At 43.4% G+C, this 13,218-nt stretch carries 11 protein-coding genes; 2 read left to right on the forward strand and 9 right to left on the reverse strand.

Going from position 1 to position 13,218, the window contains the following annotated elements:
• Position 1: 1 nt before the first annotated feature.
• The 8 genes from R7P35_RS06000 to R7P35_RS06035 form a co-directional block, all read right to left on the reverse strand.
• The gene (locus R7P35_RS06000; RefSeq protein WP_017635179.1) at positions 2-1,039 is read right to left on the reverse strand and encodes a DUF2955 domain-containing protein; all 1,038 of its coding nucleotides are present in this window, start codon (positions 1,037-1,039) and stop codon (positions 2-4) included.
• 12 nt (positions 1,040-1,051) lie between these two features.
• Positions 1,052-2,110, reverse strand: a complete 1,059-nt coding sequence (locus tag R7P35_RS06005; RefSeq protein WP_005373588.1) for an HlyD family secretion protein — start codon at positions 2,108-2,110, stop codon at positions 1,052-1,054.
• Between the two features lie 35 nt (positions 2,111-2,145).
• Complete coding sequence (slyA, locus tag R7P35_RS06010) at positions 2,146-2,601, reverse strand: transcriptional regulator SlyA (protein WP_017635177.1); 456 nt, start codon at positions 2,599-2,601, stop codon at positions 2,146-2,148.
• A 295-nt stretch (positions 2,602-2,896) separates the two neighbouring features.
• Positions 2,897-5,473 (reverse strand): quorum-sensing autoinducer 2 sensor kinase/phosphatase LuxQ, encoded by a 2,577-nt coding sequence (gene luxQ / locus R7P35_RS06015; RefSeq protein WP_017635176.1) that lies wholly within the window; start codon positions 5,471-5,473, stop codon positions 2,897-2,899.
• Positions 5,473-6,570, reverse strand: a complete 1,098-nt coding sequence (locus R7P35_RS06020; RefSeq protein WP_005385634.1) for an autoinducer 2-binding periplasmic protein LuxP — start codon at positions 6,568-6,570, stop codon at positions 5,473-5,475. Before R7P35_RS06020 ends, luxQ begins: the two co-directional genes overlap by 1 nt.
• A 331-nt stretch (positions 6,571-6,901) precedes the next feature.
• Complete coding sequence (locus tag R7P35_RS06025) at positions 6,902-7,219, reverse strand: GIY-YIG nuclease family protein (RefSeq protein ID WP_132937186.1); 318 nt, start codon at positions 7,217-7,219, stop codon at positions 6,902-6,904.
• Entirely contained in the window at positions 7,216-7,866 is a 651-nt protein-coding gene (locus tag R7P35_RS06030; RefSeq protein WP_213904415.1) for a YceH family protein, read from the reverse strand. The genes R7P35_RS06025 and R7P35_RS06030 overlap by 4 nt, the downstream gene beginning before the upstream one ends.
• A 165-nt stretch (positions 7,867-8,031) precedes the next feature.
• Positions 8,032-8,235, reverse strand: a complete 204-nt coding sequence (locus tag R7P35_RS06035) for a hypothetical protein (protein WP_253819668.1) — start codon at positions 8,233-8,235, stop codon at positions 8,032-8,034.
• Positions 8,236-8,476: 241 nt separating this feature from the next.
• Between R7P35_RS06035 and R7P35_RS06040 the strand changes: the two genes are divergently transcribed.
• Together R7P35_RS06040 and R7P35_RS06045 are read left to right on the forward strand one after the other, a co-directional pair.
• Positions 8,477-8,791, forward strand: coding sequence for a DUF496 family protein (locus R7P35_RS06040; RefSeq protein WP_005373603.1), 315 nt, complete (start codon positions 8,477-8,479; stop codon positions 8,789-8,791).
• Positions 8,792-8,912: 121 nt separating this feature from the next.
• The gene (locus R7P35_RS06045) at positions 8,913-10,256 is read left to right on the forward strand and encodes an MATE family efflux transporter (protein ID WP_206958756.1); all 1,344 of its coding nucleotides are present in this window, start codon (positions 8,913-8,915) and stop codon (positions 10,254-10,256) included.
• Positions 10,257-10,324: 68 nt separating this feature from the next.
• Here the strand turns inward: R7P35_RS06045 and R7P35_RS06050 are convergent, their stop codons facing one another.
• Positions 10,325-12,961, reverse strand: a complete 2,637-nt coding sequence (locus R7P35_RS06050) for an ATP-binding protein (RefSeq protein WP_318091857.1) — start codon at positions 12,959-12,961, stop codon at positions 10,325-10,327.
• Between the last annotated feature and the right edge of the window lie 257 nt (positions 12,962-13,218).

A 13,218-nucleotide genomic window follows, 5' to 3' on the forward strand; every position in this document is an offset into this window, starting at 1 on the left:
CTTACTGCTCGCTAAAGCGCGTCGCCTCAAAGCTGTTGAGTATTCTGTGAACCGTATAGGTCACAAGCAGCGTCGCAACAATAGCAAACAAAATACTGCTCACGCGATACAGCGCACTGAACATTAAGTCACCATCCGGAGTAAGATATTGGCCGAACAAAATGCCTAATGTGGTTAAACCGCCAAATCCGGCTCCCGAACCGCTAGACTCTTTCACGTGCATATAACTGAACATCATTGCACCAATCCAAAGCAATGGGACGATAAACAATAAGGTATCCGACCAATCGTATAATACAAGTTGTCCGACAATACCAAAGGTCACCCCCATCAAGGTCCCCATTGCTCTTTTTCGCGCATACCCTAAAGCACCGTTCCAATGCATAGGAAACAATAAAAGTAAGGTTGTCGCCTGAGCAGACATAGAGTCACTGAGGTCAAATAGCTGGAATACAAGGAAAGACATTGTAGCGATACTCGCCCCCATAAGGGCTTCATGACGCATTCGATGACTCTGTTTAGGCTGCGACGGTTTCGCTGGTGGCTGACGAGGTTCCGCATCGGGAATCAAAAATGTCACCACATAAGCAACGATCACTGAAATAACATTCGCTTGCAGGTTGCTAAATATTAGGTCATTTAAGTCAGTGGTTGGATAACTAGCAAAATGCAGCATGATGCTTAAGCTCAGTACGCTGTTCGCTCCAAATAAGAACAAGCTCCCTTTTGACATACAGGCGAATTTATATAGGAACAACCCGAATGCAATGATTGTCATCATGCCTGGGTGCCCACCAAACAATCCACCAAGCACCCCAACTTCTAATCCACACACAACCGCTGAAAAAATCAGTTGTCGTGCGGCATGTAGACTCATGACTGGCACCATTCCAAGTAACAGCATCGGGGTTACAGTAAAGAATACGCCATAGTTCCAACCAAATACTTTACATAAAGTGAAACCAATAGTCGCACCAGTTGCAATGCGCAAACACTGACGGAAGTCGTTTTCCGACATGGGGTGGTCCCATAACTTCATATCGCCTCCTCGTTAATAAATATAATGAAGAAGACTCAAGAATTGGATCTGGCATCTCGCTAACCAGCCAGATAATGCGTTTTCTGGCAACAACTGCACGGTTGCTCGTGCCCCTGCTGGAAATGCACGCTGCTGAGGCTCATCGATAGCTAAATGTAAACGTAAGCGCTGCGCGTCTCTCACCCAACGGTTTGAGTCAGTTGGTGTTGCTAAGCGACCATCCGCATCGAACTGACCCGAGCTGACCCCGGCATCCACACTCGTAATACGAGCTTCAAATACATCACCAGGCAAGCTATCAAAAGCCACTAACGCACGGCTGTTCTGATTAAAGTGTCGTAAACTCTTTTCACGAAAGTCGGCAATGATATCCACGTCATCGGAGACTAAAGCGACAAGAGGTGTACCAGCTGCCGCATAGGCCCCCGTCTCCAGCTGCAAGTTAGCGACAACGCCATCATGTTCCGCCGAGACTTGAGTGTAAGACAGATTAAGTTCCGCTTGTTTTAGCTGGTTTTGCGCCACGCGGATATTCACATTCGTCGCGCCTAAATCACCGCGGTTTACTTCCAACTCTTTTAAACGAGCACGTGCGGCCAGTAAGTTCGCTTTAGCTGCCGTTGCGCTGCTCTGTGCGTCATCGCGCTGTTGTTGCGAAGTACCATTACGGTGAAACAGGGTATTAAGACGTTTCGCTTCGCGAACTTTTTGTTCCGCCACGATTTTGCTCGCTTCAACGTCTGCTTTTGCCGCCGCAATAGAAGCATCAAGTTGTTCGTTGTTTTGAATCACACGCTCAAGGTTAAGTTGAGCCTTTTCTACGGCGAGCTGATAAGGCTGGGGATCAATCTGAAATAGTAGATCGCCTTGGCTTATTTCTTGGTTGTTGGCAACATAAAGATGCGTAATCTGCCCACTCACACGGGGGGCCACTTTAGTTACCACACGCGTTGCCATTGCCTGAGGCGTCAACGGCATGGCGAGATCTGCAACTAGAAAATAGGCAAAGACAAGGACAAACGCGACGCAAGAATATTTGATCCAACGTGCGAATTTTTGATCTGGAGTCATAGGCGTTTACTTCTCTTTTTATTCGGTTTTCTGACTTATTCGCTAAGTGAATCAAGCGCATTGTGAGCAATCTGATCAAGAATCAATGAAAGCTGCTGAAGTTCCTGGTCGTTGATGTCCGTTAGGAGCTTGCTTCGAACTTGAAGAATTCGAGCCTCCATTTGCTTTAGTAGGGTTTTCCCCTCTTCTGTGAGGCTAACAATACGTGCTCGCTTATCGTGTTCACAGCAATGGCGAACGATCAGAGATTGCTCTTCTAATAATTTTAATGTTCGCATCAACGACGCTAACTCGATCTCAAGCGCTTCAGCCAAATGCTTCTGACTGATGTTGTCACCCATTCGATAAAGCTTCCATAACGCAGTCCAACGCGGATACGTTAGGTTTAAAGGCTCTAACTCGCGATCTGCAACCATTTTCCACAAACGAGCAACACGAGATAATTTTTCAGCCAGAGAAAGGTCTCGCAAACTGTTGATGTCTTGAATCATAAGATCTACTCAATTACTTAGCGTGCTAAGTAATATAAAATAGTTAGCACGCTAAGTAAATATCTTTTTGTGATTGAAATCACGTTGGGTGTGTCAGTGAAGGGGCAGAAATCTAAGTAACACAACACTATGTTTGAACTTGAAATGCAGCGATGTACACAACAAACGTCGAGACCAATAAAGTCTGATTTGTATAAGAGTAAAAGGGTCAGATACAAAAAAGCACAACCCACAGTCATGGTGTTGTGCTTTTCAGATAATGAATAATTGGGTTATCTCGTAGTGAGCCAATTATTCATGTTCGCTCGACTAAGAACCGCTGTTTAAAATCCACAAATGCTTCATGGAGCGCATTTTCTTTAATCGGCTTGAGAAGCACGTAATTCGCACCCGATTCCATAAAGGCGTCACTGGTTTCTTTCGCGGTGTCAGCAGTACACGCATAAATTGGCGTGCCTAGTTTTAGCTTTTGTCGGATCTCTTTGGTCGTTTCAATTCCACCAAGATGCGGAAGTTGGTTGTCCATCAATATCAAATCGTAAGTATGATCTTTTAAGAATTCCATTGCTTCTAACCCATCTTTCGCCCAATCAACCTGCATTTTGTACTTGTTACAAAACGCTTTTAGAATGAATGCGTTAGTATGGTTATCCTCTACCAACAACACTTTGAGACTCTCTGCAAATAGTTCACCTGGCTTAACTCGCAAACTCGAATCAAGAGGGGTGAGTACTCGCTCACGATCTTTCACTGGCATTGTAATGACAAAAGTCGTTCCTAAGCCTTTCTGACTGCGGACTTGAACATCACCTTCCAGCATGTCGACAAGGCTCTTCACAATGGTCAGCCCTAAGCCACTGCCACCGTATTCTCGAGTCGTTGTTGCTTCTTCTTGAACAAAAGGTTCGAACATTTGGTCGAGTTTGTCAGACTCGATGCCGATACCTGTATCCGTAATTTCCACGACCAGCACGCTATTGTCAGCGCCATAGAACTGCTCAAGTTCAGCATGCAAGCGCACGCTACCCGAGGGCGTAAACTTTACTGAGTTACTGACTAGGTTGAATAAAATTTGGTTCAGACGAACTTGGTCAGTAAAAATTTCAACATTGGGATCTATTTTGTTTTCAATGACAAGGTTGACGCCTTTACTTTCACAAATAGGACGATAAATGTTTTCTAACGTTCGAATTGTATCAGTGAAAGAAAACGGGTGCTTTTGGATATTAAACTTACCCTGCTCAATCTTCGAAAAGTCCAAAATATCATTCAAAACAGCAAGTAAGTGCTCACCACTATGCCGAAGTACGTCAATTTGGTTATTCTGCTCTTCTGTTTCCACAGAGTCTTTTAGCAATTGAGCAACCCCTAAAATTCCATTGATTGGCGTTCGGATCTCATGGCTCATTTTAGCCAGAAAGTCGGCACGGGCTTGAGCAGATTTTTCTGCTTCTTTGCGCGCCAAGTTACTCTGTTTTTCCGCCTCAATAAGCGTGGTTATATCCTGACCTTGAACAATAATACCGCTAATATCTCCATCAACTCGAATCGGCGATAAGTTCCAGCGATATACTTTGTCTCCAATTGGCACATTAACGCCTGTCAACGTAGCTCCCTGAGCCGCCATGCGAAGGTGTGGCATCAACTTTTCTTTGAAACCTTTGAACACTGGGTGCATGGTTTCAACATCGTTTTCCATGACTAACTCTTTGCGTGCTGCCGGATTGATTTGGACAAGCACACCCGATTCAGACCACACCATAATAGGTGATAACGCAAAGTTAAACAGGTCGCGGAAAGAGCGCTTTTGTGCTTCAAGCTCTTCAAAAGTGTTTTCTAGTGTCGAACCAATATGATCGAATTCCTCAATATCTGACCCCTCAAAACGCTCAAATCCTTTTTCTTCACGAGCCGAGCGGGTATATGCCATCAGGGATCCTAACTCTTCAACTACTCGATTCTCGATCCATTCTTTAGTCATTAGCGCAATCATGACCATACCGATAACTGAGGCTAGCATTGCTAGCAGGTGTTGGATTTGCAATGTCACCACGCTCTGATTGTCTTGCACAGTAAGCAAGCACAAGTCAGTCTCGGCGGCATTTACCTCAATAGGGGTTTTGATGATCAATAATTGGTCAAGCTTGTGCTGGGACTCTCGTCGTTTGAGTACGTCAAATATTTGATAAGCCTCATCTCCTACTAATGAGCTTGCCAATGGTGTGTTGTTAGCGACCAACACAACATTGTCGACGTTGCCTTCATTTTTTAACCTTTCCATCAACCCAAAGTTATTATCTAAAACAACAACATTGTAAGAGTACCCCATCACTTCACCGGTTTTAGGTTGTAAAACGGGTACGCGACGAAGTAACAGATGGCGAGTTCCCATCGGGGTCTGTGAGGGTAGATAATACCAGTTGTTGCTAAAGGTCACCTGACTGGCAAGTCGGCTAAGTATCAGGTTGTTGATGCCATAGAAATGCGCGTTGCCATCGTCCCAAATAATACCTTGATGATCGGTTAGGAAACGAAACTCCGGTGTATGGGAAGGATCACTCTGGTCAATACTCATGAAAAAGTAATTGAGTGCCTCTTCATCACGTTCTGTATAAAAATCCAATACAACATCACTTTTCGAATTGCTGTTGTGATGAATCTGAATCGCTGCAAAATGGCTATCAAAAATGTTCAGGATCAGGGCAGAGGTCTGCTGCTTGGTTCGGTCGACTTCCTGCCAAATAATCTGCTTCGAGAAGTAATAACTCTGAACAAAGATGCCTAGAATGATCGGAGCAAGTACGAGAATAATTATTTTGGTAATAAGCGTCGACAGTGAGCGACGCTTTCTTGTTTTTGATGTAGTTGTCATCAATTATCTGAGTATCTAAATGCACGTTTTCTTAATGCTTCAATTCTTTCTGGAGAGTCCGATTTGGTAACGACTTCAAAATCACCAGAGTAAACAGTGGGAACTGGCTTTCCTTCTAAATCCCACTTAATGGCCTCAGCCATTGCAATACCTGTATCATCGTTCATACGCATAACGGTAACGTCTAACTCCCCTTTAGAAAGCGCCTCTAACTCTGCTGAACCGCCGCCCCAACCATTGATCATGACATCATCACGACCTAACTCTTTAAGAGCGTCAACAGCACCTAATGCTACATCGGTAGAACACGCGTAAATGAAGTCAACGTCCGGATACTTCTCCAAACTGGCTTTTGCAGCTTCATACCCAGATTGCTTTGTTGCTTTGGTGTAGTAAGCAGATTGTAGTTCAAATTGATTATCGCGGTTCACTTGGTTGATAAAAGTGTTGCCTCTGATGTCACTAATGTAGCCCTCTGAGAAGTAGAGAACACTATAGTGGCTATGTTTAGGGAAACGCTTGCCAAACTCAACGGCCAATTCACGACTTCCTTCTGCGTGGTCGAAACCAACATAAAGAAACGGCTGATGATGTTCCCAATCCCTAACAGGTGTGGTGATATTTTGTAAAATTAACTTGGTTTTCTTTGAATCTAAGACATGCTCAACAAACTTACGATGTCTTGTGGTATCTAGAGTAAAGATCAAGTAATCGGAGTTGCTTTTCAGCGCCTCCATTAAAGACAAACTTTGCTGCTTTATATCTGCATTAGGACGAGTAAACACTTGATTTAGCTGATAGTCGATATCAAGCTTATCTAGGCGTTTTTCAAACGCGTCGATGTTTCGAATCCAATAATCAGAGATCTGCTGCCCTGGATAAACAACAGAAATTTTCAGTGGACGCTTTTTGTCTTTTGCTACGGGTACAGGGGTTTCTCTTACCACTTCAGCCAACGCACTAGTTAGCTGCTTCTGTTGTGGAAACTGGTCTAAAAACTCTTGATATGCCCAATACCCATTAAGAACTTGGGTGGCCTGCACATTCGGCGCAAAAGCGGCCATTGAAATCAGGGAGAATACTAACGCTTTTTTCATCTACTGCTCTTTTAGCTTTTTTATGAGCCTAATTCAACTCTATTCATTACCTAGCCGAGTCATCCTATACTCTTGTAATCTACCTTCCTCTTAGTGCCTGTTTCAATAGTAAATTAGTTCTTGGTCTGAGTGGATGCAAATGAAAGTACATTGAGTCGCTTCCTTTGTCTCGATGACGCAAAGACATTTCGCGCTTTTCATATTCAGGACCTGTAAACAGAACACCAGCCCATTATGCGTCAGTTTATTCCTACATGGTACTCCAAAAACAAAAAGAAACCGCCAATGTGACATGGGCGGTTTCCGTGTATCTTTGCGTAGCAAGGGCTTATCAGAGTGCCACTATCTCTAACATCATTTGTTGATGTTCGTCGACGACAATATTTGCTTTTGACATAACGAGCAGCTCTTTTTTCGCTTTAGTTAGTTGCTTAATATAGTACTCTGCTCGCATGGCAAGCGTCTTTGAGTCAAAATCCAATGACCATTCCAATACCAAAGGGCCTTTTCCCTTCAAAGCTTTCGCTCCTTTTCCGGTTTGGTGCTGATTGAATCTTCGTTCAACATCATTGGTAACACCACAATACAACGCGTTGCGGTTATTTCGTATCAGGTAGACACTCCAACGCTGCGTTGTATTTTCCATCATGAAAGCAGTGACTCAACCTTAGCTTTTAATTCATCCAGCTCTTCTTTCAGCTGAGCGACTTCGAGCTCTAGCTGACTTACTCGATCGGAGCTCGATCTTGCAGCAGACACAGGCGCTGCAAGTTCGGACGCATCAACATCACCACAGAACAAATGCATATAACGCGACTCCCGCTTACCAGCCTCACGTGGTAATTTGACCACTAATGGTCCTTTCTCTTCACTTGCTAAATGCTCAAGGACCATTTCCACTTCTTTTACATCATGAAATGTCGCGAGACGATTAGTACGAGTACGAATTTCCCCAGGTGTTTGAGCACCGCGCAAAAGCATACAGCATACAATGCCCTTCTCCTGCTCTGTCAGCTTTAAATCACCAAATTCCGTATTACAGAAACGGTGTTGATACTTGCTGACGCGGCTGTTGAACGCACTTTCGTCACTGACGAGCCTGCGCTCAATAAGAGCATCAACGGCATCGAGTACGTCTGACTCTGAGAGTGACATCACGGGATCACGGTTGCTTTTTTGATTACACGCGTTGGTTAATGCGTTTAGGCTGAGGGGGTAAAGATCTGGGGTAGTGACTTCTTTTTCGATCAAGCAACCAATAACTCGTGCTTCAATTGCCGTTAGCTCAACTTTCATAATGCATTTCCTTATTATTTTTGCATTTGACTTTGTACCTAAATCGCTTCGAAATCATACGCCATAAATTCACACAGCAGTGCAAGAAGCGTTAGCGGTTCAGGTGTTGGTGTCAGGCTAAAGCATAGCGTAAGACCTGACACCCCTTACGAATAGGGTCAGGTATCAATGCTCCGAGAGAATCGGCACTCTCGTCAAATTGCCATCTTGGTCGACCATCATTATTTTTGAACGATTAAGCTCAACTTCGATGATTTCGAGTTGCTCGCGTGAGTTGATATACGCCGTTTTTAACTTTTCAGCCACAGAGCGAGTGACTTGCTCATTATCTTGACTATTTACTTGCTCCGCAGTGTTACCAGAGTCCATATCAAGTTCATCATTTTGCATTCAATGGTGTTGATAATATAGTGAAGGCCACGTTATGACAATGAATCGATGGATTCTACGATGTTGGCCAAAACTCGAAGAAAGCAGCACGATTATATGGACACAGCGCAATTGGTTGAGAAATGTTCAACTCTGCATTGCTATTGATCTAAAGACTGTTATGCCACTGGATGTTGTGCTTTAATCGAGGAAGATATTCATAAAATTAGGAAAGAGAACTATGAGTAGCGTATTTGAAATCGTTAACCAAGCTCGTCGTAAAAACAAACTAAAACGTGAGCTTCTTGATAACGAGAAGAAAGTTCGTGATAACCGTAAACGTGTTGATCTTCTAGAAAACCTTCTAGACTACATCAAACCAGAAATGACTCACGATGAAATCGTCGCAATCATCAAAAATATGAAAGCAGACTATGAAGATCGTGTTGATGACCACATCATTAAAAGCGCTGAGATCTCTAAAGCACGTCGTGACATCAGCCGTCGCATTCGTGAGCTGACTGAAGAAGACAAGCAAACTAGCGGCAAAAAATAAACGCGTAAGCTAGATTTTCGAACCCCGAGCAAGAATATCTTCCTCGGGGTTTATTTTTGTCTCTAAACTAACCGCCGTGTACAATCAATCTAACTCTTATTCCTAACGCATTCAGCTTTCTATGTCTTCAACTACGACAAGTACACAACCAACGCTTGCAAAACAATTATTTACGATGACCTGGCCAATGCTATTTGGCGTTCTGTCTTTAATGAGCTTTCAGCTTGTGGATAGCGCGTTTATCGGTCAGCTCGGCGTTTTACCGTTAGCCGCTCAAGGTTTCACTCTGCCTTTGCAAATGGTCATTATCGGTATTCAAGTCGGTCTAGGGATCGCAACGACAGCGGTCATTTCTAAAGCTCTTGGGGCGAATGAAAGTCGGTATGCCAAACAACTTGGCGGATTGGTATTGATGATCGGCTCAATTGGTGTCGCTATTTTTGGCGGGCTAATTTGGCTTTTGCGCTACCCCATTTTAGCTCTATTAAGCGCTCCAGAATCTGTTATGCCGATAATCGACAGTTACTGGCCTTGGTGGTTATTAAGCTCATGGACTGGTGCGGTTTTGTATTTTTATTACAGTATCTGCCGAGCTAATGGCAATACAATGTTACCTGGCACAATGATGATGATAACCAGCGGCGTGAACCTTGTACTCGATCCGCTATTTATTTTCACGTTTGACTTGGGTATTAACGGAGCGGCAATAGCAACCATCGTCGCTTTTGGGTTTGGTATTTTAGTCGTCGCTCCTCGCGTGAAAAAGAATCACTGGGCAACGACACAATGGCAAGATCTTAACGTAGCCAAAAGTGTTGCATCTATCGGTAACATTATGGGCCCCGCGATGATTAGCCAACTGCTACCACCGTTGTCTTCCATGCTAGCAACAAAATTATTGGCAAGCTTTGGAACCGCAGCAGTCGCCGCTTGGGCGCTTGGTTCACGCTATGAGTTCTTTGCTATCGTTTCGGTCTTGGCGCTGACAATGTCTATGCCTCCAATGGTTGGACGCTTACTTGGAGCAAAGAACTATGAAGATATCCAAAGGCTCGTCAGTATTGCCGTAAAATTCATTCTAGGTTTCCAACTTTTGATTGCTGCCACTACATTTGCCGTGGCAAATCCACTCGCATTATTGATGACAAGTGATGTGCAAGTGGAGCAAGTCTTGGAAATGCATTTACTGATAGTGCCGATCAGTTTGGGTTCGTTAGGGGTTTGTATGCTAATGGTTTCTCTTTGTAATGCATTAGGCAAATCTTACACCGCGCTCACTATTTCAGCGCTGCGCTTGTTTGTCTTTTTCCTACCGTGCTTGTGGGTTGGCGCTCAAATGGATGGAATCCGAGGTTTACTCTTAGGCGCTTGTATCGGCAACCTGTTAGCTGGTGTTTCCGCATACCTAACCTATCGCCAAACCATACGCAAACTCGCAGGCGCTCAAGCCAACGCACAACAATGAATAATCAGAACTAAGCCCCTGAAGTGGGGCTTTATCGTTTTGACGCCTTGTCTAAGTTGAAATGTTAGCTAGGCGAGTTTTAATTCACTAAAGAGCTCAAATAACTGGTTCGATTTATACGGCTTAGGTAAATAAGCATCCATGCCTGCCGCAAAACAGTTGTGGATGTCTTCTTCCAAAACACTCGCAGTGAGTGCGATAATCATCGTTTTTTCACGTCCTGCTTTCTTTTCCCAACGACGAATTTCTTTCGTCGCGGTCAGTCCATCCATCACGGGCATCATGCAGTCCATTAAAATTGCATCGAATTCTTCTCCCTTTGTGATGGCTTCTAACGCTTCTTGACCGTTGCTTGTTATCAAATAGTCATAACCTGCTTTATCCAGAAAGAAACTCGCTATTTTCTGGTTCATCAAATTATCCTCCGCAATTAAGATCCTCCGATGAGAGCGCGACGCTCGATATTCAGAGCTGACAACATTATTGGTGACATTGTCACTTGATATAGTCTTTTCAACCTTAGCTAAATCATCAATGACATGCTTAAATCGATTGCCAAGGAAAGGTAATGTGAGTACGGCATGTACTTTTTCTGCATTTTCGTAGGGAGTGGATAAATGATGCTGGCAAATAATCACACGGCGAAGATCGTAATTAAATGATAGATTATCCAAGACTTCATCGGTATTAGCGTCGTTACTGTGGCACAGAAATATGACATCAAAGTCATCATTTATCGCTTGCACTTCATTCACATTATTAACGCCAAAGAGATTGATTTTCGCTAAGCGACACTCTTTTAATATTTGGTCGGCGTAGTCGTAATTTGAGCAGATCAAAAGCCCTTTATTAATCACCTCCGAACGCCAGCCAAACACCGGAATTGCTTCAACCTCAATCGAGAATTCAAAGCATGTGCCCACTCCTTTTGTAGATGTTGCTACGAGCTTGCCCCCCATCATCGACACAAGCTGACAACAAATTGCCAAACCCAACCCTGTACCGCCAAATTGCCTCGACACTCCTTCATCTTCCTGAGTAAAGGGTTCAAAAATCGTGGTTAACTTATCTTGATCAATGCCTATTCCGGTATCTTCTACTTTAAACTTCAGCACTCCACGTTCTTTCTCAAGTAACTCCTCATAACTAACATCAACGCATACATGCCCACTTTCGGTAAACTTAACCGCATTCGATACCAGATTCGTAACGACCTGTTTGACACGATGATCATCGACCATCACGCGAATGGGGATATTTTCAGCTAAATTAATACCTAACTTTAGCTGTTTAGATGTTGCTTTGGATTGGAATAAAATCATCGACTGATACACGACTTCTCGGATATCCGCTTCTACTAGTGACAGCTCCAATCGTCCAGACTCGATTTTAGAGAGATCCAATATATCGTTAAGTAAAGTAAGCAGTGTTTGAGATGAGGAGTCAATGTCATCAACAACTTCTTGTTGATGCGAAGACAACTCACTTTGAGAGAGTATTTCTGTCATGCCCATGATCCCGTTAAGGGGCGTGCGTATTTCATGTGACATGTTGGCAAGAAACACAGATTTTGCACGATTAGCCGATACTGCTGACTCTTTTGCATGCAGTATTTCTTCAGTTTGTCTCTGCATTTCTTCAACCACTCGATTCACTTGCTGAGCAAAAATGGTCAGTTCATCACTTCCATCAACTTTGACTTTTGTTTGCTTCTCTTCGGAGTTGATCAACGCGTTTAAAGTGTGAATGATCGCATCGAGTTTGCTGTTAACTCGGAACCAAGTACTAAATCCGAGCCAACAAAGCAGGATAACCACTAAGGCAACGCCAAAACTGATCACCGCTATATTGGCCTTTTGTTCATGAACCTGCGTGAGAAGCGACTGCTCAGTTTGTTTGGTGAACCCATCAATGAGCACTTGTAAGCGCTGCACACGAAAATCGAGTTCTTTTAAATATGCGGCGTAGTCACTTTGTGACATGTCTCCTGACATTAATTGTCCGCGAGACGCCAAGTTTCTCTGATATCTCGGCGAAGTAAACAAGCCAAGCAATTTATCCACTTGCTCGTATGACCCACCTAAGTTTAAAAACGCATCCAAATTTTGCTGCTGTCGGTCAATCGCCTGATAAAACATACTTTGACTTAGCCGACTCTCAGGGTCTTGGACTAAACGGTTCGTCAGCCAAGCTTCTTTCTGTGTCCAAAAAGAGAGCTGAGCAAGGTAGGCAATAAAATTTTGCATGCGAATGCCGTCGTCACTGCCATACCATTGATGATTTTGCAACAAAGAGCGCGACATATTTTGGAGCTGTTGAAATGCCCAATCACCCAGGTCGTCCATCTCACTCAATCTACCTGACAATACCCCCAGCATGGCTTCTTTCAGTTCATCAGCATACTCAGCAGTATTAGGGTTACTCACAAACTTTTGATGCAAAGAAGAAATAACTTCATCTTGTTCTTCAATATTAATGGCTGCAGAGACTTGAAGATCAGGCTGTCGGCGTACTTTCTCTATGGAGTAAATAAAGTGGGAGGCCTTGGATATCAATTGGAAACCTTGAATATTGCTAACCGTTTGATTGAGACGGCTCACGCGCAACGCATTATCAGAAAACTGCTGAACTGCAAACACCACTATTACCACAGCGGGTAATAGTGCGAGGAGTGCTAAGCGTGTTTTTATTGATAATCTCAACATCCATCAGCCTAATGGTTGATTTCATCCGTTTATTTAATATTAGACTAGTTTCTTGCATTGAAAGGCATATACGACATTGTTACTTTCAAACAACATTCACCTACCTAGATTATGGTTATTGTGAGTGTTTTATCATCGGCTAATGAAGTGGCAATTGTGATTCAAGTCATATTTTTTGATTTTAAAGTTGGATGCAAACAATAAAGTTTCACTCACAAATAAGAGTCGCATCACTTTTCAGGAAATCATCTATTGTA

The organism is Vibrio sp. Vb0304 (genome assembly GCF_033338995.1).
Taxonomy (GTDB): Bacteria; Pseudomonadota; Gammaproteobacteria; order Enterobacterales; family Vibrionaceae; genus Vibrio; species Vibrio alginolyticus.

Excerpts from the sequence above, each read along its gene's own strand:
- R7P35_RS06000 (WP_017635179.1), bottom strand. The coding sequence starts at position 1,039 with ATGAAGTTATGGGACCACCCCATGTCGGAAAACGACTTCCGTCAGTGT.
- R7P35_RS06005 (WP_005373588.1), bottom strand. The coding sequence starts at position 2,110 with ATGACTCCAGATCAAAAATTCGCACGTTGGATCAAATATTCTTGCGTC.
- slyA (WP_017635177.1), bottom strand. The coding sequence starts at position 2,601 with ATGATTCAAGACATCAACAGTTTGCGAGACCTTTCTCTGGCTGAAAAA.
- luxQ (WP_017635176.1), bottom strand. The coding sequence starts at position 5,473 with ATGACAACTACATCAAAAACAAGAAAGCGTCGCTCACTGTCGACGCTT.
- R7P35_RS06020 (WP_005385634.1), bottom strand. The coding sequence starts at position 6,570 with ATGAAAAAAGCGTTAGTATTCTCCCTGATTTCAATGGCCGCTTTTGCG.
- R7P35_RS06025 (WP_132937186.1), bottom strand. The coding sequence starts at position 7,219 with ATGATGGAAAATACAACGCAGCGTTGGAGTGTCTACCTGATACGAAAT.
- R7P35_RS06030 (WP_213904415.1), bottom strand. The coding sequence starts at position 7,866 with ATGAAAGTTGAGCTAACGGCAATTGAAGCACGAGTTATTGGTTGCTTG.
- R7P35_RS06035 (WP_253819668.1), bottom strand. The coding sequence starts at position 8,235 with ATGGACTCTGGTAACACTGCGGAGCAAGTAAATAGTCAAGATAATGAG.
- R7P35_RS06040 (WP_005373603.1), top strand. The coding sequence starts at position 8,477 with ATGAGTAGCGTATTTGAAATCGTTAACCAAGCTCGTCGTAAAAACAAA.
- R7P35_RS06045 (WP_206958756.1), top strand. The coding sequence starts at position 8,913 with ATGTCTTCAACTACGACAAGTACACAACCAACGCTTGCAAAACAATTA.
- R7P35_RS06050 (WP_318091857.1), bottom strand. The coding sequence starts at position 12,961 with ATGTTGAGATTATCAATAAAAACACGCTTAGCACTCCTCGCACTATTA.